The 23,922-nt window shown below is 64.0% G+C and carries 21 protein-coding genes and 1 tRNA gene; 10 read left to right on the forward strand and 12 right to left on the reverse strand.

Annotation, left to right across the window (positions count from 1 at the left end):
• Window positions 1-6 precede the first annotated feature (6 nt).
• A complete protein-coding gene (locus DyAD56_RS00775; protein ID WP_102301087.1) occupies window positions 7-1,023 on the forward strand; it encodes an NADP-dependent oxidoreductase in 1,017 nt (338 codons plus the stop codon).
• Between the two features lie 82 nt (window positions 1,024-1,105).
• Here DyAD56_RS00775 and DyAD56_RS00780 read toward each other — a convergent pair whose 3' ends face one another.
• Window positions 1,106-3,790, reverse strand: coding sequence for a M1 family metallopeptidase (locus DyAD56_RS00780; protein ID WP_102300830.1), 2,685 nt, complete (start codon window positions 3,788-3,790; stop codon window positions 1,106-1,108).
• A 192-nt stretch (window positions 3,791-3,982) separates the two neighbouring features.
• Here DyAD56_RS00780 and oxyR point away from each other — a divergent pair, with 192 nt between their 5' ends.
• Both oxyR and DyAD56_RS00790 read left to right on the forward strand, forming a co-directional pair.
• Window positions 3,983-4,927 carry a DNA-binding transcriptional regulator OxyR gene (oxyR, locus tag DyAD56_RS00785; RefSeq protein ID WP_102300831.1) on the forward strand — a complete coding sequence of 315 codons (945 nt, stop codon included), beginning with the start codon at window positions 3,983-3,985 and terminating at the stop codon, window positions 4,925-4,927.
• Window positions 4,928-4,934: 7 nt separating this feature from the next.
• The gene (locus tag DyAD56_RS00790) at window positions 4,935-5,531 is read left to right on the forward strand and encodes a hypothetical protein (protein WP_102300832.1); all 597 of its coding nucleotides are present in this window, start codon (window positions 4,935-4,937) and stop codon (window positions 5,529-5,531) included.
• Window positions 5,532-5,556: 25 nt separating this feature from the next.
• Here DyAD56_RS00790 and msrA read toward each other — a convergent pair whose 3' ends face one another.
• The 3 genes from msrA to DyAD56_RS00805 form a co-directional block, all read right to left on the reverse strand.
• Window positions 5,557-6,198: a peptide-methionine (S)-S-oxide reductase MsrA gene (gene msrA / locus DyAD56_RS00795; RefSeq protein ID WP_199178850.1), complete on the reverse strand. Its 642-nt coding sequence runs from the start codon at window positions 6,196-6,198 to the stop codon at window positions 5,557-5,559.
• Between the two features lie 75 nt (window positions 6,199-6,273).
• Window positions 6,274-6,795 (reverse strand): adenine phosphoribosyltransferase, encoded by a 522-nt coding sequence (locus tag DyAD56_RS00800; protein ID WP_102301089.1) that lies wholly within the window; start codon window positions 6,793-6,795, stop codon window positions 6,274-6,276.
• Between the two features lie 122 nt (window positions 6,796-6,917).
• On the reverse strand, window positions 6,918-7,196 hold the full coding sequence (locus tag DyAD56_RS00805) for a DUF2007 domain-containing protein (protein WP_102300833.1): 279 nt from the start codon (window positions 7,194-7,196) through the stop codon (window positions 6,918-6,920).
• 195 nt (window positions 7,197-7,391) lie between these two features.
• Between DyAD56_RS00805 and DyAD56_RS00810 the strand changes: the two genes are divergently transcribed.
• The 4 genes from DyAD56_RS00810 to DyAD56_RS00825 all read left to right on the forward strand — a co-directional run bounded on the left by DyAD56_RS00810 (window position 7,392) and on the right by DyAD56_RS00825 (window position 12,760).
• Window positions 7,392-9,176 carry a glutamine--tRNA ligase/YqeY domain fusion protein gene (locus DyAD56_RS00810; protein WP_102300834.1) on the forward strand — a complete coding sequence of 595 codons (1,785 nt, stop codon included), beginning with the start codon at window positions 7,392-7,394 and terminating at the stop codon, window positions 9,174-9,176.
• A gap of 24 nt (window positions 9,177-9,200) precedes the next feature.
• The gene (locus tag DyAD56_RS00815) at window positions 9,201-9,758 is read left to right on the forward strand and encodes a nucleoside deaminase (RefSeq protein ID WP_102300835.1); all 558 of its coding nucleotides are present in this window, start codon (window positions 9,201-9,203) and stop codon (window positions 9,756-9,758) included.
• Entirely contained in the window at window positions 9,755-10,498 is a 744-nt protein-coding gene (locus DyAD56_RS00820) for a VTT domain-containing protein (protein WP_102300836.1), read from the forward strand. The genes DyAD56_RS00815 and DyAD56_RS00820 overlap by 4 nt, the downstream gene beginning before the upstream one ends.
• 363 nt (window positions 10,499-10,861) lie before the next feature.
• Entirely contained in the window at window positions 10,862-12,760 is a 1,899-nt protein-coding gene (locus tag DyAD56_RS00825; RefSeq protein WP_102300837.1) for a hybrid sensor histidine kinase/response regulator, read from the forward strand.
• A 5-nt stretch (window positions 12,761-12,765) separates the two neighbouring features.
• Here DyAD56_RS00825 and DyAD56_RS00830 read toward each other — a convergent pair whose 3' ends face one another.
• Window positions 12,766-14,532 carry a type VI secretion protein IcmF/TssM N-terminal domain-containing protein gene (locus tag DyAD56_RS00830; protein WP_102300838.1) on the reverse strand — a complete coding sequence of 589 codons (1,767 nt, stop codon included), beginning with the start codon at window positions 14,530-14,532 and terminating at the stop codon, window positions 12,766-12,768.
• 549 nt (window positions 14,533-15,081) lie between these two features.
• Between DyAD56_RS00830 and DyAD56_RS00835 the strand changes: the two genes are divergently transcribed.
• Entirely contained in the window at window positions 15,082-15,762 is a 681-nt protein-coding gene (locus DyAD56_RS00835) for a response regulator transcription factor (protein WP_102301090.1), read from the forward strand.
• 81 nt (window positions 15,763-15,843) lie between these two features.
• Entirely contained in the window at window positions 15,844-16,905 is a 1,062-nt protein-coding gene (gene phnD, locus DyAD56_RS00840; protein ID WP_233202235.1) for a phosphate/phosphite/phosphonate ABC transporter substrate-binding protein, read from the forward strand.
• Window positions 16,906-16,917: 12 nt separating this feature from the next.
• Here the strand turns inward: phnD and DyAD56_RS00845 are convergent, their stop codons facing one another.
• A complete protein-coding gene (locus DyAD56_RS00845) occupies window positions 16,918-17,442 on the reverse strand; it encodes a DUF3617 family protein (RefSeq protein WP_158241220.1) in 525 nt (174 codons plus the stop codon).
• A gap of 359 nt (window positions 17,443-17,801) precedes the next feature.
• Between DyAD56_RS00845 and DyAD56_RS00850 the strand changes: the two genes are divergently transcribed.
• A complete protein-coding gene (locus DyAD56_RS00850) occupies window positions 17,802-19,235 on the forward strand; it encodes a HAMP domain-containing sensor histidine kinase (RefSeq protein ID WP_102300840.1) in 1,434 nt (477 codons plus the stop codon).
• 64 nt (window positions 19,236-19,299) lie between these two features.
• Here DyAD56_RS00850 and DyAD56_RS00855 read toward each other — a convergent pair.
• The 6 genes from DyAD56_RS00855 to tolB all read right to left on the reverse strand — a co-directional run bounded on the left by DyAD56_RS00855 (window position 19,300) and on the right by tolB (window position 23,917).
• Window positions 19,300-19,375, reverse strand: a tRNA-Lys gene (locus DyAD56_RS00855).
• A gap of 62 nt (window positions 19,376-19,437) precedes the next feature.
• The gene (queC, locus tag DyAD56_RS00860; RefSeq protein WP_102300841.1) at window positions 19,438-20,124 is read right to left on the reverse strand and encodes a 7-cyano-7-deazaguanine synthase QueC; all 687 of its coding nucleotides are present in this window, start codon (window positions 20,122-20,124) and stop codon (window positions 19,438-19,440) included.
• 136 nt (window positions 20,125-20,260) lie between these two features.
• Entirely contained in the window at window positions 20,261-20,953 is a 693-nt protein-coding gene (gene queE, locus DyAD56_RS00865) for a 7-carboxy-7-deazaguanine synthase QueE (RefSeq protein ID WP_102300842.1), read from the reverse strand.
• A 10-nt stretch (window positions 20,954-20,963) separates the two neighbouring features.
• Window positions 20,964-21,839 carry a tol-pal system protein YbgF gene (gene ybgF, locus DyAD56_RS00870; RefSeq protein WP_199178852.1) on the reverse strand — a complete coding sequence of 292 codons (876 nt, stop codon included), beginning with the start codon at window positions 21,837-21,839 and terminating at the stop codon, window positions 20,964-20,966.
• On the reverse strand, window positions 21,839-22,345 hold the full coding sequence (gene pal, locus DyAD56_RS00875; protein WP_074550438.1) for a peptidoglycan-associated lipoprotein Pal: 507 nt from the start codon (window positions 22,343-22,345) through the stop codon (window positions 21,839-21,841). The genes ybgF and pal overlap by 1 nt, the downstream gene beginning before the upstream one ends.
• Window positions 22,346-22,594: 249 nt before the next feature.
• Complete coding sequence (tolB, locus tag DyAD56_RS00880; RefSeq protein WP_102300843.1) at window positions 22,595-23,917, reverse strand: Tol-Pal system beta propeller repeat protein TolB; 1,323 nt, start codon at window positions 23,915-23,917, stop codon at window positions 22,595-22,597.
• Window positions 23,918-23,922: the final 5 nt, after the last annotated feature.

Below are 23,922 nucleotides of genomic sequence, written 5' to 3' on the forward strand. Positions count from 1 at the left end.
AACACCATGAGCGTCATGAATCGCCAACTGCTGCTGAAAACACGCCCAGAAGGGCTTGTCAGTCTGGATAACTTCGACCTGCGCGAAACACCCGTAGCCGAACTGGCTGACGGCCAGGCGCTGGTGCGCGTGCTGTACATCTCCATGGATCCCACCAATCGAGTGTGGATGAGCGATATACCGCAGTACATGCCGCCCGTCGCCATTGGTGAAGTGATGCGTGGCATAGGCATCGGCCGTGTGGTGGCGTCGAAGTCGACGCACTATGCGGTGGGTGATCTCGTGCAAGGTCTGGTGGGTTGGCAGGACTACGCCCTGATTGACGAGAAGAAGATGGGTTACTGGGTGAAGCTGCCACCCAAGCCGCCCGTCGCGCTGCCCACGCTGCTGGGCGCCTGCGGTTTCAGTGGCATCACGGCGTATTACGGCCTCACCGAGATTGCCCCCGTCGAAGCCGGTGAAACACTCGTCGTGTCGGCAGCCGCCGGTTCGGTGGGCTCCATCGCGGGGCAGATCGGCAAGCTGCGCGGCGCGCGCGTCGTGGGCATCGCAGGCGGTGCAGAGAAGTGTCGCCATCTGGTCGATGATCTCGGCTTCGATGCCGCCGTCGATTACAAGGCCGACGACTTCAAGCAGAAACTCGCCGAAGCGACACCCGATGGCGTACACGTGAACTTCGAGAATGTCGGCGGCCCCGTGATGCGTGCAGTGTTGTCACGCATGGTCAATGGCGGGCGCGTCGCGCTGTGCGGACTCATCGCCAACTATGCGAGCGGCAGCAAGTCTTCCGACGATTACGGCGTGATCATCGTCAAGCGCCTCACCGTGCGCGGCTTCCTCGCCTTCGACTACAAGGACCAGGCACGCGCCGTGCAGGATCTGGTCGGCTGGGTCATAAGCGGCAAGGTGAAAGCCGGCGAAACCGTGGCGGATGGCCTGGAAAACGCACCACTCGTGCTCAACCGCCTGTTCGACGGCAGCCACACCGGCAAGCTGGTGTTGAAGGTGGCGGACGACGCCTGACCTGACGACGTCCAATCCATAAAAAAACCGGGCGACTTGCGTCGCCGGCCGGGGGTTCCACTGCCTTTGAGGAGCCCTTAACTCAACGCAGGATCGCTGCGGCGTCCTGCTTCTGTACTAGCGCGTGGCAGAGCACGGTGGTTTCGCTTGCCTGCGCGAGACCACGCTCGGCGCCGCTCACCTGCTTGGCGCGGTCCTTGAAGAAGGCCTGCAGGCGGTCGGCTTCGTCCTGCGAGCAACCGCCACCGCCGACGAGATCGGGAAGCCTGCCGCCGGAGAAGCTGCCGGTGCGATCCACGATCTTGTCGTAGTTGGTGGTAGCCCACTGCCATGCCGCATCGCGTTCGGTGCGGGTATCGCGGCCGCCGCGCAGCAGCATGCCCATCTCACCCACCTTCACCTTCTTGTCGAGGGCGAAGTTGCGCACCTGCAGAGTCAGCGCCGGATCGTTCGCTTCCGAGAGACCGTCGAGGATGGCGTTGCGCTGCGCCGGGTCGCTGGTCTGCGGCAGTTCGGCGATGAGTGCGTCCACCGCCGGCTTACCACGCTCCTGCACGGCCACGGCAAGCGCGCTGCCGATCAGGTCAGGGTCGGCGGCGGCGAGGTCGAGGCGGCCATCGGCCTTGCGCTTCAGTGCGGCGTCACCCTGCTTGAGCAGTTCGGCGCGCACTTCCGGCAGCTTGACCACCAACGCGAGTTCGTCGGCGAGGGTGTTGCGCAGCAGGGAGTCGCTGTCCGCCTCGTTCGCCTTGCGGTGATAGCCGAGCTGGGTCATGCGCGGCAGGTAGGCGGCCTTGGCCCATGCGGTGAGCTTGGCGCGCTGCGCATCGGTCTGTGCAAGGTTGCGGTAGATCCAGTTGAAGCTGCCCAGCGGCGCGACAGCCACTTCGCGCGTCTTGGACGCCGTCAGCGGCTTGAGCGCGACAAGCATGTCGCCCGCATCCAGGTCACCGTGCTTGAAGCTGGCGTAGACAGCGTCGGCGTAGGCGAGCTGTTCGGCATCGTCGAGCTTGCCGATCTGCTTGCCGAGGTTGGTGAGGTCGCTCTTCGCCATGGCGAAGCGGTAGTAGCCGCTGCCATTGGCGTTGGGCAGCACCCACGTGCCCTTGCTCGCGTCCGTGAGCACCATGGAACCGGTGGCCTTGTCGAGCAGCTCGCAGCTCACCTTGCTGCCGTTGGCCGTGCCGTAACGCACGCACATCGGCACACCCCATACCTGGCTCGTATCGCCCTTGCTGCCCACTGGCAGGTAGCGACTCTGGCTGAGCTTGAGCACGGTCTTGCCACCGTCCTGGCTCAGCTCGGTCTGCACGTAGGGCACGCCCGGCTGGTTGAGGAAGCTCTTGAAGGCCTGCTTGAAGTCGTCGCCCTTGTCGGCGGCTTTCGCGATGGCGTCGATCAGGTCATCAGCGGTGGCGTTGCCAAACTTGTGATCCTGGATGTACGCGCGCATGCCCTTCTGGAACGTGGCTTCACCCACGTAGCCTTCGAACATGCCGAGCACTGCGGCGCCCTTCTGATAGGTGATGCCGTCGAACGCGGTTTCGATGTCACCGTTGCCGGTGATCGGCTGACGGATTTTGCGCGTGGTAACCAGGCTGTCGCCGTTCATCGCACCCTGCGCACCGCGCACGCGGTCGAGGTCAGCGCGGTATTCCGGATGCACCTTCTGCGTCACCTTCTGCTGCATCCAGGTGGCGAAGGCTTCGTTGAGCCACAGGTCGTCCCACCAGGCGAGCGTGACGGTATCGCCCGTCCACTGGTGCGCCAGCTCATGTGCAGTGACGTTGAACGAACCGCGCACGTAGCTGGCCGAGGAGTCCGGATCGATCAACAGCAGCCAGTCGCGGAAGGTGACCAGGCCGGGGTTTTCCATCGCGCCTGCAGAGAAATCCGGTGCGGCGAGCAGGTCGAGCTTGTCCCACGGATAACCGAAGCCGTAATAGTCCTCCAGCGTGTGGATGATGCTCGGCGTTTCACCCAGCACGTGCTGCATGCGATGGCCTTCGCCCTTGGCAGCGATACCACGCAATTCCAGCGTATCGGTGCGGTCCGCGGTCGGCGAAATGTCGGGGCCCTTCACCACGTCCCACGGACCCACGCCAAAGGCGACAAGGTAGGTCGGCAGCGGCTTGGTGGTGGAGAAGGTGAGCTTCTTCCAGCCCTTACCGGCGGCTTCTTCCTTCACCTGCTTGGTGTTGGCCACGCCCACTTCGTCGTCGGGAATGGTCAGGCGGATGTCGAACGGCGTCTTGAAGCCGGGCTCGTCGAAGCCGGGAAAGGCGAAGCGCGCGCTGATGGGTTCCATCTGCGTCATCGCGTAGGGCTGGCCCTCGTGGCTGACCTTGTACAAACCCTGCAACTGCTGGTTGAGCGGCGCGGTGTAGTCAAAGGCGAGCGTCAGCTCCTGCGGCTTGAGCGTGCTGCCGAAATCGATGCGCACCACGCCTTCCTGCGGGGCCACTTCCACGTACTTCGCCGCGTGCGCCTTACCGCCTGCATCGGTCACGGTGACCTTGCCGATCTTCAGCTCGCGCCCATGCAGCCACAGATGATCCGACGCCTGCGTCAGCTTGACCTTGATGACGGTGGTGCCGGAGAAATCCTGCTGGCGCGGATCGACTTTGAAGTCGAGCTGATAGGACTCGGGCTGCGCCCAAGCCGGCAACCGGCCGTGGGGCTGATCATCGGCGGCGGGAGCGGCCAGGGCGGCGCCACAGCAGGCGGCCAGCGCGGTGAGAACGAGTGGGCGGACGAAACGACGCATGCGAGGGAGCTCCCCTGGGGAAAGACAAACCTCCACGCTAGGTGCAGCCATGACTTTGGACACAGTGCCAGAAGGCATGAGCGCGCCCTTTTGCGACCCGGCTGAGCACGCCAATCGCTTTACATTGCCCTGATCGATGAATAGCCCCATGATGATAGGCATCAACTATCAATCTGATGGAAGGTTCCACCCATGAACCTGCGCGACCTGCACTACCTCGTGGCTCTGGCCGAACACCGCCATTTCGGCCGCGCAGCCGAAGCGAGCTTCGTCAGCCAGCCTACGTTGTCCACCCAGATCAAGAAGCTGGAAGACGAACTGGGCGTGGCGCTGGTCGAACGCACGCCGCGCAAGGTGCTGCTGACGGAAACGGGACGCGAGATCGCCCGCCGCGCTCGCGGCGTGTTGTCGGAGATCGAAGAGATCAAGGCGATTGCGCAACGCACGCGCGATCCGGAATCGGGCACGTTGCGCCTGGGGATTTTCCCTACGCTGGGGCCTTACCTGTTGCCGCATCTGGTGCCGCAGGTCCGCAAGCAGTTCCCGAGGCTCGAGCTGCTGTTGGTCGAAGAAAAGACCGAACAGGTCATCCGCCTGCTGCGCGAAGGTTCGTTGGACGTGGGCATCCTCGCACTGCCGCTGCACGAAGAAAGTCTGCACACGGAATTCCTGTTCGAAGAGCCCTTCGTGCTTGCCGTGCCGGAGAATCACCCTCTCGCGCACAAGCAGAAGCGGCTGAAGCTCGACGACTTGGAAGACGAGAGCCTGCTGTTGCTCGAAGACGGCCATTGCATGCGTGACCAGGCGCTGGAAGTCTGCCAGCTTGCCGGCGCAGGCGAGCGCTCGGGCTTTCGCGCCACCAGCCTGGAAACGTTGCGCCAGATGGTGGCCGCGAACGTGGGCATTACGCTCTTGCCGACACTCGCCATCAAGCCGCCGGTGGCCCGTACGGACAACGTGCACCTGCTGGAATTCGCGGGCCATCCGCCCAGCCGCCGTATCGCCCTGGCCTGGCGCAAGAGCTCGTCGATGGGGACGTTCCTGCAGCGTTTTGCGGAGGTGATCCGCGACTTGCCCGCCGGCCTGCTGCAGCCGAATATCACCGACGCCAAACCTGCACGCTCATCGGGGCGCTGACGCGTCCATGCAGCGCGCTGTCCTGATCGGGTTACTGCTGATCGCCCTGCTGGGCGGCGTGCACTGGTGGCACCACCGCCCGATCGCGCATGGTCCCGGTGTGCTCGCGCCAGACGCGCCCACACAGGTCGACCTGGATGAAGGCACCACTCTCCAACGCGGCGACATCACGCTGGTCACGCGCGCCCGTTTCGAGCTCACCGCGCGCGTACTGTCTCGCGAGGATTACCACTTCGACGCCGGTGCTTCACTTGCTCCGCTTGATCTGGCGCTGGGCTGGGGGCGTATGTCCGACAGCGCGGTGCTATCGCAAGTGCAGATCAGCCAGGAGAACCGGTTCTATCACTGGCACGTGGATCACTTTCCCATTCCCCGACGCGAGATCGAGCAGTCGAGCGCCAACATGCACATGATTCCCGCCGACGACACCGCGCGTCGCGAGCTGGAGCGCGTGCGCTCCGGTGAAGTCATCCACCTGGAGGGCTTTCTGGTCGATGCCAGCCGGCCCGGCGGCTGGCGCTGGCGCACGTCGATGACGCGCGACGACACCGGCGATGGCGCCTGTGAGCTGGTTTACGTGGAAAGCGTGGAACCTGCGCAGTGACACGACAGGTGCCCGCCGCCATCGCCTAGAGCCTGGGATACGTCACGCCGGTACCGCCCAGCCCGCAGTCACCCTCCGGGTGCTTGGATAGATACTGCTGATGCTGATCTTCGGCAAAATAGAACGGGCCGGTTAGTGCGATTTCCGTGGTGATCAGGCCGTAACCGGCACGCGCCAACTCTCTCTGAAAGCGCTGTGCCGACGCTTCGGCCTCGGCCAACTCCCGCACGTCGCAGACATAAATAACGGAACGGAAGGGCGTGCCCACGTCTCTGCCCTGGCGCATGCCTTGCGTGGGGTCGTGGTTTTCCCAGAACACGCGTAGCAAGGCGTCGCGATCGACGTTATGTGGGTCGTACACCACACGCACCACCTCGGCGTGCCCGGTTCGCCCCGAGCACACGTCGTCGTAAGTAGGATGGGCGGTATAGCCACCCGCATAACCGGCTGACGTGCTCAACACGCCGGGGACGGTCCAGAACCGGCGCTCCGCACCCCAGAAGCACCCCATGCCGACGACAAGCACGTATGCACCCGGAAAGGCCTCGGGCTGCAACGATGTGTGCAGCACATGATGCGACGCGGAGGGCACGATGGACTGGGCACGGCTGGGCAAGGCATCGGCGTGCTGCGGCATCCGTTGCTTGAAGGTGCCTGTACCGAGCATGCGACCCCCGTGGCGGTTCGACTTGCCCGCGATGGCGGCCCGCGAGCAAATCAACGAGGCGTGGAGCCTCTTGCGTTAGTAACGCAGCAAGGCGTGCAGCGGTGTACTGTCCTGCTGCCAGCGTTCGCGCCCCTGCAGTTCGGCCAGCTCAATCACCACGCTCGCGCCCACCAACTGCGCGCCCAGTTTGAGCACCAGAGCGCGCGCGGCGGCGAGCGTTCCGCCTGTCGCCAGTACGTCATCGACGATCAATACCCTTTCACCGGGGCGCAACGCGTCATTGCGCGCTTCCAGGCGATCCATGCCGTATTCGAGCTGGTAATCCACCGACACGACCGGTGGCGGGAGCTTGTTGGGTTTGCGTAATGGAACAAAGCCGGCGTGCAGCTTCTGCGCCAGCGCAGCGCCAAAGATGAACCCGCGCGATTCGATGCCACACACGGCCTGCACCCCACTACCCTGCCAAGGCTCGGCCAGCGCGTCGATGCATCGCGCGAAACCGCCCGCATCGGCCAGCAAAGGCGTGATGTCGCGAAACATCACCCCCGGCTTAGGGAAATCCGGAACGGCGCGGATAAGCGAGGCAATCGGTTGCAGTGAGGCGTCCAAAGTCGGTGCTCCGATAAGTCGAGGACAATACGGCAGGATAACGCGCATCCCCGGACGTACCGGCGACAGGCGTGGATCCATGCAGGGGGATGGCTACCGGGCGACGTTGCTCAGCAAAAGGCCGGTTGCAGCGCGTCGGGATCTTCGTCGGGATCGTTGAGCGCCAGCCGGGCCTCCCGGAGGTCCTGCTCGACCTCGCGCACGACCTGCTCCGCCGCAGCCAGGCTGGACTCCGGAACCAACACGGCAACGTAGTCCAGGGCGGGCAGTTGCCCCACGGCCCCGGTCAGATACTCGCCTGAGACGAAGGCCGGGATCTCAGCGCGCTCCAGCGCATCCTTCACCAGATGGGCGTCGATCAGGCTTTCGGCTCGGTAGGCGATGCGCATGGGCTCAAGCTAGCTCCACGGAGGCACATGGGCAAGTTCTTGTTTGAGGTGTGTTGGCGGGGTGAAGACAGCCGTTCGCAGCCATTTGCCGTCCAGTTCCTGCCCGATCAGACAACTGAAAAGTCGACGGGACACCCCCACCTAAGGAAAGGGTAAACTCACCTGTTTCCACTACCGCGCACGAGCCTAGCTCCGATGTCTACCGAAAACGCCGCCGTTGAACCCATCGCCTCGCCCGCTGCCCCGCAGGCCGACGGACAACGCGCCGATGTTCAAAGGGATTTCATCCGCCAGATCATCCGCGAGGACCTGGCTGCCGGTAAGCATCACGCCATCCGCACGCGCTTCCCGCCCGAGCCCAACGGCTACCTGCACATTGGCCACGCCAAGGCGATCTGCCTGAACTTCGGCATCGCCCGCGAGTTCACCGGCTGGTGCAATCTGCGCCTGGACGACACCAATCCCGGCAAGGAAGACCCGGAGTTCGTCGAGGGCATCAAGGACGACGTGCGCTGGCTCGGTTACGAGTGGCACGACCTGCGCCACGCCTCCGACTATTTCGAGGTGTTCTACGACGCCGCCGTCAAGCTCATCAAGGATGGCGTGGCCTACGTGGACGATCTGAGCCCGGAAGACATGCGCGCCTATCGCGGCACCCTCACTGAGGCCGGCCGCAACTCGCCGTTCCGCGATCGCAGCGTGGAGGAAAACCTCGATCTGTTCCAGCGCATGCGCGCGGGCGAATTCGCTGACGGCGCCAAGACGCTGCGCGCGAAGATCGACATGACGTCGGGCAACATGAACATGCGCGACCCGGCCATCTATCGCATCCGCAAGGTGACCCATCAGAACACCGGCGACGCCTGGCCGATCTATCCGATGTACGACTACGCGCACTGCTTGTCTGACGCGCTGGAAGGCATCACGCACTCGCTGTGCACGCTGGAATTCGAAGACCATCGCCCGCTGTACGACTGGTTCGTCGACAAGGTCGACCTGGTCAATCATCCGGAGCTGTGGACGCACCTGCGCGAAGGCGGTTTCCGCACGGAACCGGCCAAGCCGCGACAGATCGAATTCTCGCGCCTCAACCTCTCCTACTCGATTACCAGCAAGCGCAAGCTCGCGCAGTTGGTGAACGAGAATCTGGTGGACGGCTGGGACGATCCGCGCATGAACACGCTGCGCGGCCTGCGTCGCCGTGGCTTCACGCCGGGTGGCCTGCGCTTGCTCATTGAACGACTGGGTGTGAGCAAGCAGAACAGCATCATCGATTACTCGATTCTTGAGAACTGCGTGCGCGAAGACCTCGACGCCATCGCCGCGCGTCGCATGGCTGTGCTCGATCCGCTCAAGCTGGTGATCACCAACCTGCCGGAAGGTCTCGAAGAACAGCTCACGTTCTCCAATCATCCGAAGGACGAGAGCTTCGGTACGCGCAGCGTGCCGTTCTCGCGCGAGCTGTGGATCGAGCGCGAGGATTTCGCCGAAGTGCCGCCGAAGGGCTTCCACCGTCTCAAACCCGAAGGCGAAGTACGCCTGCGTGGCGTCGGCATCGCGAAGTGCGAGGAGATGGTGAAGGATGCCGACGGCAACGTCGTCGAACTGCGCTGCTCGCTGGATCTCGAATCGCGCCAGGGTATGCCGGGCGCCGATCGCAAAGTGAAGGGCACCATTCACTGGGTCAGCGCCAAGCATGGCGTGTCCACCGAAGTGCGCGTGTACGACCGCCTGTTCAACGTGCCGGACCCGGACGACGAGACCGACGGCAAGACGTGGATCGAGCACATCAACCCGGAGGCCAAGCGCATCGTCACGGCGTGGCTGGAGCCGGCAGCGTCGAACGTCGACCCGGAACAGCGATTCCAGTTCGAGCGCCTGGGTTATTTTGTCGCCGACCGTATCGATCACACCGCCGGCAAGCCTGTTTTCAACCGCACCGTCACGCTGCGTGACGCGTGGACCAAGCAGGCCGGCTGACATCTGCACCACAAGGAAGGCTGCATGCTCCCTCAACAAATTCACCTGACCCTGCCGCCGTGGATCGGCGATGTGGTCGACACCAACAAGCGCTACGTCACTGACGAGGAACGCGTGGCTCTCGCTATCGAACTTTCGCGCCTGAACGTCGAGCGGAGCCACGGCGGCCCGTTCGGTGCGGCGGTGTTCGATGGACAGGGACGTGTCGTGTCCGTGGGAGTCAATCGCGTGGTGCCTCAGACGTGCTCCGTCGCGCACGCGGAAATGATGGCCTACATGAGCGCCCAACAGCGCCTCGCAGCGTTCCGCCTCAATGCGGACGGTGGCCACTATTCCCTGGCCACCAGCGCGCAGCCGTGCTGCCAGTGCTACGGCGCCACCGTATGGGCCGGCGTGGATGAACTGCTGATCGGCGCGCGCGCCGAGGACGTGGAAGAACTCACGGAGTTTGACGAAGGTCCGCTGCCCGCAGACTGGATCGGCGAACTCGAGAAGCGCGGCATTGCTGTGCGGCGCGACATCCTGCGCGAGCAGGCGCGCGCCGTGCTGGCGGCCTATGGCCAGAGCGGACAGCACTATTGAGCCGCCTGCGTGCCGCCCTGCCGCTGATTCTGCTGGTCATCGCCGGCATCGCTTTGTTCAGCTCAGGCCTGATGGATCGCCTGCACCCCGAGCAATTGGTGCAGCATCAGGCCCAGATGCGCGCCAACATCGCCACCGCCCCGTGGCTTAGCCGGATCACCTTCATCGGCCTGCTGACGCTAGCCATGTCCACCGGCGTGCCGGGCACCGTCATCATCATCATGGCCGGCGGCTTTGCTTTCGGGGTGGTGGAAGGCAGCATCTACTCGTCCATCGGGCTGACGCTGGGCACGCTGATCCTGTTCCTGGCCAGCCGCTACGCCTTCGGTGCGGGCAGCAAGCACCCTCCTGCCCTGGTGGACAAACTGCATCACGGCTTTGAGCGGCATCCGGTGGCCTACACCATGTTCCTGCGCTTCGTGCCTGTGGCGCCGTTCGGCCTCATCACGGTGGCACTGGCCTGGCTACGTTGCCCGCTGTGGCTATTCCTGGGCGCCAGTTGGCTGGGCGGTACGGTCTCCCTGATCTTCGAGACATCGATCGGTGCAGGTCTTGGGGACGCGCTGGCGCAAAGCCATGGGCACTTCGGGCTGGGCCTGCTGATGCAACCCCGCGTATGGATGCCGATCTCCGCCATCGCGCTGCTGGCCCTGCTCCCGCTGCTGGTGGAGCGCATTGTGCGTCGTCGGCATCGGAACTCACCGGCCAACGCACCGACCCACTCCACATCGGAGCCCTAGCCTACGGGCTACACCAGTCGGCCTGCTGCCTGGCCCGGTGAATCGCGCTAGGCTGACCACGCCTGACGCTTGATGGGTGTAAGGGATGCTCTGATCTATCCAACGCGGGTGGCATGATGTCCAGAAAGCCCGCAGGGTGCAGGGCGTGACGCAGCCCAGGCTGGTTTGCCTGGGCAAGTTGCGCACTGCGGCATGGGGGCTTTCTGGACATCACCCGCAGGGCCGGCTCTGTTTGCCCGCCGCTGCGCGCCGCGCTGTATCGACAGGTCACCAGCCTGCCCTCAACAACGCAGCACACAGCGGCAGGCAAACAGAACCGGTGACACCCACGTTGAATAGATCAGAGCATCCCTAGGGGATCCAATGGGTACAGGGGCCAATTCCCGTACGGTGCAATGGTGGCGTCGCACTTCGCTGATGCAGCGGCTTGCGCTTGTCGCCCTCGTGCCCACCCTGGCGACGGCAACACTGCTGGTCGCGATGCTTGCGCCGCAGCAGTTGATGACCCTGCGCGGCATGGCGCAAAACACCGCCGATGCCATTGCGACCCAGGCGGCTTCTGTCACTGCCGCGCCGCTGCGTGACATGCAACGACGCGAACTCGTGCGCATCGCTGAATCCATCGGTGACCTGCCCCACGTCGCCCGCGTGCAGATCCGCGCCGCTGACGGCGAAATCCTGGCTGACAGCCTGGGACGCAGCGGCGCCGACAACAGCGAAAGCCTGACCGTGGTGCGTGACGTCGTGGATACGGATCGCCCGGGCCAACCCGTGCTGGGGTCCGTCGTGGTGGACGTCAGCCTGCGCGACGCCATCGCCATGCAGCAGGCCAGCCTGCGTCACGCCATGGTGGCGCTGGCAATCAGCCTGCTCTTGGCGGCGATCATTGCCTGGCAGGCCGCTCGCTGGATCAGCGCCCCGCTAAGGCGGCTGGTGGATGCCGTGCACCAGCTCGGTCGCGGCGACCGCCACGTCGAAGTGGAAGTTACTGACCTGACCGAGATTGGCGAACTGCAACGGGGCTTCAACAGCGCGGCGATGGCCTTGTTCGACGTGCAGCGCGGCATGGAGAGCGAGATCGAACATGCCACCGTTGAACTAGCGCGCAAGAATGCCGCGCTCGAAGCTGCAAGCGTCGCCAAGGCACGCTTCCTCGCCGCCGCATCGCACGACCTGCGCCAGCCGCTCTATGCCTTGACGCTGTTCTCCTCGGCGCTCGCTGAGGACGAACGCGACCCCATCCGCCTGGACCGCATCGCGCATATCCAGGAGTGCGTGGAAGCACTGGACCACCTCTTCAGCGAACTGCTCGACCTGTCACGCCTGGAAACCGGCGCCATGCAGATCGAGATCGCCGAGTTCCCACTGGATCAAGTCTTCCAGGAAGTCAGCCGCAATTTCCGCATGATCGCCGAACAGCATGGCCTGCGCCTGATCATGCGCACGACCGACCTGTGGGTGCGCAGCGACCGCACGATGCTCTCGCGCATTCTCAACAACCTGGTGAGCAACGCCTTGCGCTATACCAGCCGCGGTGGCGTGTTGGTGGTGGCGCGCCGCCGCGAAGACGGCACGGTGCGGGTGGACATCTGGGATACCGGCATCGGCATCGCGCCGGAGCACCAGGTACGCGTGTTCGATGAGTTCTACCGCGTGGAGTGCCACGGCAACGAACACGATGTCAGCCGGCGCCGGGGCCTAGGCTTGGGCTTGGCCACGGTGCAGCGACTGGCCGAACTGCTCGACACGCGCGTGCAGCTGAAGTCCAAACCGCGGCGTGGCAGCGTGTTCAGTTTTCACCTGCCGGAAGTCCCCGCGCAGCAAATCGTGGCGGCAACTGCCACGCCATCGTCGCCCGACGTGTCCGGCATGCGCGTGCTGGTGATCGACGACGAACCTGCCATCCTTTCCGGCATTCGCTATCTGCTTACCAGTTGGGGATGCAAAGTAGCGGTCGCGGAGGATCGCATACAGGCGCTACAGGCGGCGGAGGAATGGAATGAACCGCCGGATATAGTGATCTCCGACTTGCGTCTGCGTGACGGTGAAAGCGGCCTTGATGTGCTCGCCGCCCTGGACGCGCATTACCAGATCGACGGCAATCCACCCTTCCCGCGCCTGCTCATCACCGGCGAAACGCGCAGCGATCGGCTGCGTGAAATCATGGCGGCGCGCATTCCCGTGCTTTACAAACCCGTGTCGCCGGAGCAGTTGCGCGAAGCGCTGATGGATGCCTGGAGCGGATCACGCGCCACGGCCTGAACGGCTCAGCTTTTCGGAGCGACGCGCCGGGCAAGTACGCGGTCAGCCGGCAGGAAGCGATTGAAGAGATCGTCGACGAAATCGCCGCCCGGTGCGTCGTTGCGCGAGCCACCCGTAACGTACAGGCCCTGCCAGTGCAGGCGACGCTCGCCACCGGCTTCGTTGGCCTGCAAGCGCTCGACGAAGCCGCGTAGCCCACGCTGCACGCCATGCAGCGACTGCAGGAAGGCAAACGCCTCGCGCCGCTTGTGCGGATCACGCTCCATCGCCAGCACGGCGAGCGCCGCGGATATCAGTCGCTCAGTCACCGCGTCTGCTTGCACCTCCATGCGTCCATCCAGCACACCATCACGCACAGGGCTGGCATGCCGCCATCCAAGCACGCGACGGAATACCGAAGCAGGCAGCATGGAACGAAAGGCAGCATGACCAGGCAATGCCTCCAGGCCGGTCACCACCACGTAGACCGGAAGCTGCAGTTGGAGACGCCGCGTGGCCTCGACCGCCAGTCGATGCAGGCGATCCGCGTATATAGCGACAGCAGCCTCCGATTCGCGCAGGCTCTGTGCCGCCATGCAGATGACCAAACCATCCAGCGGCAACTTGCGACGCTCCTTCGCCAGCAGCAACAGAGCCTTCGACCAGGGCGCATCACCGTCGCCGATGGCCGCATGGGGAGAAGACAGGCGCGGGCCAGGCTCGATCGCCACCAGCGAGCGAAACACCCACCAATGCCACGGTCGCGTGTCATTGGCGCGCGACAGTTCGCGCGCGTGGGGTGAAGCAGCAGCGGCCTGCAACAACGAGCGTACGTCGGCGGCGCTGTCACCAACGAACAGCAACCAGGGATGGCGGGACAACTGACGCCATCGGCCGCGGCGACGAAACGGATGGAGAATCGCGCCGCGCAGACGGCGGGCGGCATCCTTCACCGCGGCGGAAAAACTGCCGATGCCATAGCCGGAGTCGGTGCTGTCCGCCACGCGTGTATGCGCCCGCATCATCACCAGCGATTGCCAGGCAAGCGCGCCTATCCAGCCGACCACACCGAGGACGGCCACGATGATGCCGCCCATGAACCATGCCTGCTCCGATACACCCTGGCTGAAAACAGGCGCCACGAAAGCGACGAATACCAACAACACGACGAGCGTGGCCACCAGTTGCGCCAGCCGACGCCCCAGCCAGGTTCCCGGCAGGCGCAGCACTGGCGACCCTGGCGTCATGTAGGGCTGCGGCGTCACCGACTCGCGCTGTAGCGATTGCAACACGGCCAGTGCACTCGCGCCCGCCGGGCAATACAGCGCCTTGATGCGGCCGAGTTCGCCGCCGTCACCTTGTTCGTAGTAGTACTGACCAGAGAACCCGAGCAGCAAGGCCATGCTGAAGACCTCGCGCACTTCTTCCTCGCCGCTGTCCAGCCGGCCAAGCTGATCGAAGAATTCCGTGGCCGCACTTCCCGTGCGGAATAGCACCTGCTGCAACGGGCCAACCCCACTGCCCCACCCGCCGCGCCGGGCCGCGATCTCGTCCAGCCAAGCCACGGCGGCGAACGCCGCCAACTCCACTTCGGCCAACGGCTTACCGCGTGCGAAGGCCGCGCCACGCCCCTGGTCCACCAGCGCGAGTGCGCGAGCGTGTACGGACGGCCATTCGTCGTCGGAGAGATTCTGGCTTGCCGCCTGCTCGTCGATCAGTAAGCCATAGGCGAACAAAGGTGCGAAACATTCCAGCAGCCGCATGGCGTCGATAGCCGTCAAAGCCTGTTGCATGTTGCTCCATGGCCCCGAGCGGAACTCCCTGTGCCGATCGGGGATGCCCGCCGAAGTCTACGACGATATACGCCGTCGTGCCGACCTGGGAGCATGCGGGCGCCAACCCGCATGGAAATGGGGAACCCGCTCCGTGCGGGGAAGAAGAGGCCATCCATGGCAAACCGCCGACCGGCACGAGCATCATGCCCGGCATGCCAGAGGCTCCAAAACGTTGGAAAGGAGCTAAGTGCAGTACGCCGCCGGCACAGGCCGGTTGGTCGCACGTAGCGCAACGCGCATATCGTGCCGGGATAATCGGTGTTCGGTATGCGACACGTCAGCCTGCACGCTCCACCCGTTTTTCACCTTCACCGAAGCACGACGCCCGTTGAGCAACACCCCCATCGCGGTAAGTAAATTTTCGCGATCGACCGTCAGGCCGGCCATATCTCGTTGAGACTATGTCGTTCGTACGCTCTTTGAGGTTGCCGCGCACACAGCGTGGGGCTATGTTGCGCAAGCCGGATGTGCGGCAATGGAAGAGCCGCGGGCGCCATGGGGAACGACATGCGTATATTGATCGCAGACGACCATCGACTGATTGTCGAAGGTGTCAAGCTCAAGCTGACCGAGCTTGGGCCGGATACGTCCTTTGTCACTGCCATGGACATGGCGGAACTTCGCGCAGCGATTCATGCGCCGGAGGCCTCGTCGCTATCCCTCGCGCTCATCGACTTGGCCATGCCCGGCGTGCAGGGCAGCGAGCATCTGGCCGAGGTGATCGAGCACCTCCCGCAGGTTCCCGTGATGGTGCTCTCCGGTTCCGAAGACGGCGCGCTGATGAAAAGCCTGCTGGCCATGGGCGTGCAGGGCTTCATTCCCAAGGCCTATTCGCCGGATATCATGCTATCCGCCGTACGCTTGGTGCTGTCGGGCGGCGTCTACGTGCCTCCGCTGCTCTTGCAGGAGCGCGCCGATGGACCGGTCTCCACACCCGCAGCCGTGGCCGCGCAAACAGCGTCCAGCGCTGCCGACTCACTGGAAGAACGGCTGCGCAAATTGCTCACGGAGCGGCAGATCGATGTGCTGCGCCTGCTTTCGCAAGGCAAGCCAAACAAGCTCATCGCACGGGATCTCGGCATCAGCGAGGGCACGGTGAAAATTCACCTTGCTGCCATTTTCCGGGCGCTCAATGTACGCAACCGGGTCGAAGCCGTGGTCGCTTCGCGACGCATCAGCGGCCTCTGACCGGGTACTCCCACCTTACGGACTATCGCTAGCGCCAGCCCATGTTCGCCGGGATGCTCTGATCTATTCGGGGATCACGCCGTGTCAAAGGAAAGGATCGCAAGCTATCGCAGAAACGCCAGCCGCGTGCGCTTGGCCTGCGCGCGGGTCGCGGTGTTGCTCCTGCTCAATCTGTTTGGCGGTACGGCCGCCTGTGCCGATCCGGCGCATGCCACCGGGCACATCAACGGGCTGACCTTCGGCATCCTGCCCATCGGCGGCCCCTCCGAGTCGTTGGCCGCCTGGCGCCCGATGCTCGACGACCTGAGCCACACGCTGCACTTGCCCATCCGCAGCCTGTCGGTAAGCACATATGAAGGACTGGGCGAGGCCATGGCCGAGGAGCGCGTGGACTTCGCCTTTGTCTCCGGCCGACTCGCGTTGGACGCGGTGATCCACGATCGCATGCAGGTGATCGCCCAGCTCACGCGCAGCAACGGTTCGCGTGGCTACTACTCGGTGCTGCTCGTGCCCAGGGACTCGCCGCTGCGCAGCCTGGACGACCTGTTCAAGCAGCCGGGCAAGCTGCGCTATGCACGCGGCGAAGTATTGTCGGTCTCCGGCTATCTCGTGCCCGAAACCCAGGTGTTCGCCAACCGCCGGCTGGATTCGGACACGTTCTTCGCCAACGTCACCGTCGACAACCACCAGAACAATGCACTCGCCGTCGCCAACAACGAGGCCGACGTCGCCACCAACAATACCGCTGATCTCGAACGATTCGCGGAACGGTTTCCCGACCAGTACGCGCGCCTGCGCGTGCTATGGACGTCCAGCCTGATTCCCCATGCCGTGGTGGTAATTCGCACGGACCTTCCCGCCGATCTGCGCCAGCGCGTCGCCGCGGCGCTCACCTCCTATGCCAAGGGCAAGAACGCCCAGGCCGAGCTGGCGAAGCTGCACCTCATCCACGACATCAGCGGCTTCACACCCACCGGCAACGAGACGCTGGTGCCTTTCGCCGATATCGAATTCAACCTCGACCGCCGGCGCGCTTATAGCGCGCAATGGGTCAGCGACGCCGCCATGCAGGCTCGCCTCAAGAAGATCGATGCCGAGCACGAGGCGCTGGTGCGCCAGTTGATGGCGCCCAGCTCTCCGTGACTGCCGCGCCCCTTAGTGGCCCGGCATGTCCTTGATGTTGAGGGTCTGGCCGTTGGCCATGATCATGTCACCCGGCTTCTGGCCAGCCGCACACTGGCCCACCCAGCGGCCCGTGCTGGTCACGGTCATGTCGGCGTGGCCCATGATGGCGGGGTCGTAGGTGATGTGGCCCTGGGTCGAATAGGCGCTATCACCCTGGTAGGTGGTTTCGCTATGGCTGGTCATGTTGACCGCGCCGTTGGGCGTATTGATCTTGCAGACAGCGTCCGTCACGACCTTGTTGCTGCCCTGCACGTCGATCTTGAACTTGCTGCACATCTGGCCGCTCATGTGCGTGCCCATCTTGTACATCGCCGTGTCGGTGTCCGCGTCAAGGCAGAACTTGGTGGTCTGGGGCTGGCCGCCCATGCCGGAGGTCTGCATGTCCCACAGACCCGGCTTGCGCTTGGGCATGTTGGCGGGGATATCCTGCGCCAGAACGACACTGGCCATACCCAGCAAGGAAACGGCGACCAACCAGCGACAACGTGAGGACATGGGGTTCTCCAATTCGCCCAGGGGTGGGCATGCGGGTGGCAAGGTAGCGCCAAATGCGTCCGGCGTCATGCCGGCGCATTTCGCATCGCAACATGTCCCCTCGTTCAGGGCCCCATAGACCATTCGCACTATGGCGCCTCGCGCTAGAACGAAGTGGGTATCGAAGGGTTCGCAGCGTTTCTTTACAGTGCCAATCAGGGCGACTCCGCGCTGCGGCGCGCCTCATGGTTTTTTTCATCCCCTGACTGCCGGAATTCCGCGCGATCATGTCTTCAATCTGCATTTGCCAGCACCGAAGGCCCCAGGAGCGATGTACGCCCCTGCCGCCGGCGTGCGGCTGTGTCGGGGAGGGATGACGCATGGAACCGCGCGCACATGTGTTGCCCCGCCTGTTCATCGATGTGGTTTTGCCCAGCACCATCGCCGCCCTGGCGCTGATCCTGGCGCTGTGCGTGCAGCAGACCCACAACCTGGCCGAACGCGTCGATGCCACGGCCAGCCTGCGGCTGGCACGGCTTGCGGGCGAACTGGATGCCACCAGCGGCGCCCCATCCCAGGCCGCGCTGGACCGGACCCTGCAGGAGGGCAAGGAAGATCGGGTCGTGCGAGTGGAGTGGCACGGTTCGGATGGCACCCTGTGGAGCAGCGGCACCGCCGGCAACGGCGCTACCTACCGCAGTGAGGTTCAACCCCATGGCAGCGCCTCGTCATGGGTGAGCATGCAGGTGGATACGCACCCCCTGCACCAGGCACAGGCCATGGTCTGGCTGCTAGGCGCGCTATGCGCGACAGGTGTACTGGTGCTCGCCTGGCTGGCGCGTGTATCCATTCGCCATCGCGTACTCGAGCCGCTGTCACAGGTGCGCTACGCGGTGCACGAGTTGGTCAATGCACGTCACCCGCAGCTCGACAATACGCCGGCCGCCACCGAGTTCATTGAATTACGCAAAAGCCTGCAGCGTCTATCTGAACTGCAGGAGGAACAACGCCGTGACTGGAGCGCGATGCAGCACGACAACGCCGTGGAGGCGCTGGATCGCCTGCGCCAGAGCCAGGCCGCCACGCGCAGCAAATCGCAGTTTATCGCCCTGGTCAGCCATCATTTCCGGCAGCCGCTGCAGGCGCTGGAACTGTTCGCCGCTGGCCTCGACCAGAATGCCAGCCAGGAGCAGCAGTCACTGTTCCAGCAGATGCGCGGCAGCATTGCATCGATGACGCGCCTGCTGGATGCGCTTCTGGAAATCTCCCGGCTCGACGCCGGCGTGATCGCAGTGAAACCTGTCGGCTTCACCGCCGCCGAGCTGTTCATGCGCGATCGCACCTCGCTCAATCACGAAGCCGTGCAGCAGCAAGTCACGCTCACATGGCGAGGCAGCCGTCACCAGTTGCACGGTGACGCAGACGTCGCAGCCAGCCTGCTCTATCAGTTGGCCAGCAATGCCATTGCCAATGCCCCGGCAGGACGCGTACTCATCGCCGCGCGCCGCCGCGGCCAATCCATCCGTATTGAAGTGCGCGATAACGGCCCAGGCATCGCCGTGATCCACCAGCAGCGCATCTTCGAGGAATTCGTGCAATTGCAGGCCGGTGAAAGCGAACGGCGCGGCGGTTACGGGCTTGGCCTCGCCATCGCTGAACGCCTCGCCCGATTGCTGGGCACTCGCATCGGCCTGCGCTCGGAACCCGGACGCGGCAGCACCTTCTGGTTCGACCTGCCACGCATGCCGGTCATGGAACGCCACTCCACCAGCCCGCAGAAACAGGCACCCGCCACCTGGCGGCAAGCGAGCTGAGCTACGCCCACGCTATCTCGGAACAAAAAAAAGACCCGCGTTTCCGCGGGTCTTTTCGTTTATTTGGTGGGCCGTGATGGATTCGAACCATCGACCAATAGATTAAAAGTCTACTGCTCTACCAACTGAGCTAACGGCCCACACTTCAAAAGCTAGCCCGATATTTTATGGGCTGGAGGCTCACGGCACAAGCGAGGCCCGTTCAGGCATAGCGCGTGGGGTCGGGCAGACCGGCGACGCTGAATCCCTGGGCCCTGAGGTGGCAGGCGTCGCAGTGGCCACAGGCGCGGCCCTCGGCATCCGCCTGATAGCAGCTGACCGTCTCGGAGAAATCCACGCCCAGTCGCTGGCCTTCGCGGGCAATATCAGCCTTGCTCATGCGCATCAGCGGCGCATGGATGCGGATGCCCGCCCCTTCCACACCGGCCTTGGTCGCGACGTTCGCCAGCTGCTCGAAGGCTTCGATGAAGGCGGGACGGCAGTCGGGATAGCCCGAATAGTCCACCGCGTTCACACCGCACCAGATATCGGCGGAACCCAGCACTTCAGCCCAGCCCAGGGCGATGGACAGCATGATGGTGTTGCGGGCAGGCACGTAGGTCACCGGGATGCCCTGCTCGCCCGTCTGATCGAGCGGCACGTCGATGTCCGCGGTGAGCGCGGAACCACCGATGGTGCGCAGGTCCACGAACACCGTCTTGTGCTCGACGGCGCCCAGTAGGCCGGACACCCGCTCAGAAGCCGCCAACTCGGCGTTGTGCCGCTGGCCATAGGCCACGCTAAGCGCATGCACCTGATAGCCCTGTTCGCGGGCGATGGCGATGGTGACCGCCGAGTCCATGCCGCCGGAAACGAGCACGACGGCCTTGCGGGGAGAGGTTTCAGACATGGGATGACTTCCACTCAAAGGTTCAGGCCGGTGATCCGGCCGACAAGCGCCACCAGCAACACAGGCCGGCACGCGGAAATTCTAGGGGGACGTCAGCGACGGGGCCAAGCAGCCCCGTGCTGCGCGCAGATGCGCGTCAGTGCCCCGGCTCGTCGTTCCAAAGCAGCTTGTGGAGCTGCAATTGGAAACGCACGTCGAGCTTGTCTTCAATGATCCATTCCGCCAGCTCACGGGGCTTGATGGCGCCGTGCACGGGTGAAAACAACACCATGCAGCGCTCGGTGACCCGGTGTTCGGCGACGACGTCGCACGCCCATTCGTAATCCGCGCGGCTGGCGATGACGATCTTCACCTGGTCGTGCGGCAACAGATGCTCGAGGTTCGACCACAGGTTGCGAGCGGCCTCGCCCGAATCCGGGGCCTTGAGGTCCATCACTTTGCGAACGCGTGGATCCACCGGCGACACGTCCAGCGCACCGGAGGTTTCCAGCGATACGTCGTGGCCGGCGTCGCACAACCGCTTCAACAGGATCAGACAGCGCTTCTGCGCCAGCGGCTCGCCGCCCGTCACACACACGTGCTTGGCGCCATGCGAGGCCACATCGGCCACGATGTCGTCGATCGCGCGCCAGTCGCCACCGTAGAAAGAATATTCGGTATCGCACCACACGCAACGCAGCGGGCAGCCGGTCAAACGCACGAAGACAGTGCGCCAGCCGATGGCATCCGCCTCGCCCTGGATGGAGTGGAAGATCTCGGTAATGCGCAGGCGCTCAGCGGGCGCCTGCGTCGACGTGGTGGGAGCCACGTTCGTGTTACTGCCAGTCACGACAACAGCCTCAGTTGGCCGGCTGGGCCTGCAGGCGGCGCAAGCGCTCCTGGGCTAGGCCTGCAGCCCGGGAGCCGGGGTACTTCGCAGTCACGTTCTTCAGCGTGGTCTTACCGGCATCGAGCTGCTTGAGTTCGATCTGGCTGTAGCCCACCTTGAGCAGCGCGTCGGGCACCTTCTCGCTCTGCGGGAATTGGCTGACCAGATGCTGGAACGCTTCCATCGCCACCTGGTAATTGCTGGTGGCGTAATACGACTCGCCCAGCCAGTAGAACGCATTCGGCAGCAGCGAGCTGTCCGGATACTGCTGGATGAAATTGCGAAAATCACGCGAGGACTTCACGTAGTCGCCGGCGCGCAGCGACTTGAAGGCGTCGTCGTAGGCGGCCTGCACCGCGGCATTGTTGGCACCCGCGGCGCCCTTGCCCGTCGCAACCGGTGGCGCGCCTGCAGCAGCCTTGCCTGTGCCTGCCGCTGGCGGCGGCGGAGCAACCGGGGCGGCAATGACTGTGGGTGCAGAGGTATTCGGCGCAACGGCATTCCCCGGATTGGCGCCCGCAGCACCGGCACCGCTTTCAAGGCGGCCCAGGCGCGAATCGAAATCCGTGGATTGCGCTTTGTTCTTGTCGTTGGCTTCCTGCAACTGGTGCTGCAGTTCCTCGATCTGGCCTTGCATCTGCTGCACTTGTGACTGCAGCGCCTGCACTTGGTTGACCAGCGTGGTGCCGTTCTGATTCTGTGCCTGCTGCTCTAGCCGCGACACGCGATCGGCGAGGCTGAGGCGGGAATCCTGTGCGTGGACCGGGACACTAAAAAGCATGGCGGACGCGATTGCGCCCGCCATGCCCATCCTGGCCGTGAAGCTATTAGCCAGTCGCTTCTTCATTACTTCGCCGTGTAGACGATCTCGACGCGACGGTTCTTGCTCCAGCAGTCTTCGTTGTGCTCACGGCACACCGGCTTTTCTTTGCCATACGAGATCACGTTGATCTGGCTGGCCGAGCCGCCGTTCGACTGCAGGGCGCTGGACACCGCGTTACCACGGCGCTCGCCGAGGCCGAGGTTGTACTCGCGGGTGCCGCGCTCGTCAGCATTACCTTCCAAACGGATCTGCGCCATCGGGCGATCCTGCAGGTACTTGGCGTGGCACGCCATGATCTGCTGGAACTCCGGCTTGATTTCGTCCTTGTCGAAATCGAAGTACACAACGCGCTGACGCAGGCAGGCATCGGTATCGAGATCAGCCGGGGTGTACTTGCCAGCGGTCGACGGAGCCGGGGTGGTCATCGGCGCTTCCGGCTGCGGCTGCGGCTTGACTTCCTGCTTCTTCGAGCATGCGGCCGCGCCAACGCAGAGCAGGGCGACCAGGGCGACGCGAACGGTCTTATTCATGGTGGACGTTCCTTCAAACAGGTTTGAGTTCCGACAGTCAATGATGATTGCGGTTTCGGGACAGTGTTCGCCGGTGAACCGGCTGTTATTTTGACATTTTGCTGCCGGCAGTGCGCTGTCTCGCAACCGCCTGCCCCGCCTACCGCGACGGATTGCCGCGGCGGGCAAGCTGTTTGATCCGGCGTGAGGCCTAGACCTTCACGCTCGGATCACATTGCCGTGACGCTTTCGCGCCTCGACATGAACTGCTTATCGCTGACGATAGGGACCCCAAGCCGGTTCGCGAACGTCACCGTCGGCCAGTACCAAGCGCTGACGGACGAGACCATCTGCGGACACTGCGTACAGCACGCCACGTCTTCCTTCGGATGCGGCGTACAGCAACATACTCGCGTTCGGCGCGAAACTCGGTGTTTCGTCGATCGGACCCGGCGAGATGAAGCGCACCTGCCCACCCAGACTGCGATCCATGATAGCAATACGATACACGTTCCCGTTGCCCTGCACCATCGCGATCTGCTTGCCGTCGTAGCTGATCGAGGCGTTGGCGTTGAACTGGCCCTGGAAGGTGATGCGTTCGGCACCGCCGCCGCCCGCCGACATCTGGTAGAGCTGGGGCTTACCGCCACGGTCAGAGGTAAAGATGATGCTCTGGCCGTCCGGGGTCCAACGCGGCTCGGTGTCGATGGCCAGGTTGTTGGTCAGGCGGGTCTCCGCGCGGGAGCCCAGGTCCATCGAATAGATCTCGGGGTTGCCCTGATAGGAAAGGGCCAACGCCAGCTTCGAGCCGTCCGGGGAGAAGTTCGGCGCACCATTGATGCCCTTGGCGCGGGCCGAGACCAATTGGCGCGAACCGGTGGTGATGTCCTGCACGTAGATGGCCGAGTTGCCGCTTTCGAACGACACGTAGGCGATCTTGCGACCGTCTGGCGACCAGGAGGGGGACAACAGCGACTCGCGCGAACGGGCCACGACCTGCGGGTTGTAACCGTCCGAGTCGGCGACGATCAGCGAGTAGGTGGTGTTATTGCCCAGGCCCACAGCGGTGATATACGCGATGCGGGTCCAGAACGCGCCACGCACGCCGGTGATCTTTTCGTAGATTGCATCGGCAATCTGATGGGCCACGCCACGCAGGTCACCGGCCGGTGCGGTGTACGCCTGGGCAAGCAGGCTCTGCTGACGGTTGACGTCCCATAGCTCGTACTCGATGCGCATCATGCCGCCGCCAGCGTCACTAATGCGGCCGACGGTGATGTAGTCCTGCTTGAGCAGGCGCCAGGTGGCGAAGTTGATGTCCGCACCCTTCGACGGCGTTTCCACGATTTCGCTCTTGGCGAGCGAGCGGAATTTGCCGGAACGGTTGAAGTCGTTGCGCATGACATCGGCGATGTCGGTGGGCAGCGGTGCCCCACCCGCCTGAGCGAACGGCACGACGACAATCGGCGTAGCCGACTTGGTCACGCCTTCCACTGTGCCGGTGAGGGTGGAGGTCTGCGCGGACACCAGACCCGCGAACAGCAGGCCCAGGATGCCAAGCAAGAAGACCAGATAACGGGAAGTCTTTTTCATCAGGT

It is taken from the genome of Dyella sp. AD56, from assembly GCF_002878475.1.
GTDB lineage: Bacteria > Pseudomonadota > Gammaproteobacteria > Xanthomonadales > Rhodanobacteraceae > Dyella.

What these genes read in the sequence shown, in the direction of transcription:
- DyAD56_RS00775 (WP_102301087.1), top strand. Translation starts at nt 7, where the DNA reads ATGAGCGTCATGAATCGCCAACTGCTGCTGAAAACACGCCCAGAAGGG.
- DyAD56_RS00780 (WP_102300830.1), bottom strand. Translation starts at nt 3,790, where the DNA reads ATGCGTCGTTTCGTCCGCCCACTCGTTCTCACCGCGCTGGCCGCCTGC.
- oxyR (WP_102300831.1), top strand. Translation starts at nt 3,983, where the DNA reads ATGAACCTGCGCGACCTGCACTACCTCGTGGCTCTGGCCGAACACCGC.
- DyAD56_RS00790 (WP_102300832.1), top strand. Translation starts at nt 4,935, where the DNA reads ATGCAGCGCGCTGTCCTGATCGGGTTACTGCTGATCGCCCTGCTGGGC.
- msrA (WP_199178850.1), bottom strand. Translation starts at nt 6,198, where the DNA reads ATGCTCGGTACAGGCACCTTCAAGCAACGGATGCCGCAGCACGCCGAT.
- DyAD56_RS00805 (WP_102300833.1), bottom strand. Translation starts at nt 7,196, where the DNA reads ATGCGCATCGCCTACCGAGCCGAAAGCCTGATCGACGCCCATCTGGTG.
- DyAD56_RS00810 (WP_102300834.1), top strand. Translation starts at nt 7,392, where the DNA reads ATGTCTACCGAAAACGCCGCCGTTGAACCCATCGCCTCGCCCGCTGCC.
- DyAD56_RS00815 (WP_102300835.1), top strand. Translation starts at nt 9,201, where the DNA reads ATGCTCCCTCAACAAATTCACCTGACCCTGCCGCCGTGGATCGGCGAT.
- DyAD56_RS00825 (WP_102300837.1), top strand. Translation starts at nt 10,862, where the DNA reads ATGGGTACAGGGGCCAATTCCCGTACGGTGCAATGGTGGCGTCGCACT.
- DyAD56_RS00830 (WP_102300838.1), bottom strand. Translation starts at nt 14,532, where the DNA reads ATGCAACAGGCTTTGACGGCTATCGACGCCATGCGGCTGCTGGAATGT.
- DyAD56_RS00835 (WP_102301090.1), top strand. Translation starts at nt 15,082, where the DNA reads ATGCGTATATTGATCGCAGACGACCATCGACTGATTGTCGAAGGTGTC.
- DyAD56_RS00845 (WP_158241220.1), bottom strand. Translation starts at nt 17,442, where the DNA reads ATGTCCTCACGTTGTCGCTGGTTGGTCGCCGTTTCCTTGCTGGGTATG.
- DyAD56_RS00850 (WP_102300840.1), top strand. Translation starts at nt 17,802, where the DNA reads ATGGAACCGCGCGCACATGTGTTGCCCCGCCTGTTCATCGATGTGGTT.
- queC (WP_102300841.1), bottom strand. Translation starts at nt 20,124, where the DNA reads ATGTCTGAAACCTCTCCCCGCAAGGCCGTCGTGCTCGTTTCCGGCGGC.
- ybgF (WP_199178852.1), bottom strand. Translation starts at nt 21,839, where the DNA reads ATGAAGAAGCGACTGGCTAATAGCTTCACGGCCAGGATGGGCATGGCG.
- pal (WP_074550438.1), bottom strand. Translation starts at nt 22,345, where the DNA reads ATGAATAAGACCGTTCGCGTCGCCCTGGTCGCCCTGCTCTGCGTTGGC.
- tolB (WP_102300843.1), bottom strand. Translation starts at nt 23,917, where the DNA reads ATGAAAAAGACTTCCCGTTATCTGGTCTTCTTGCTTGGCATCCTGGGC.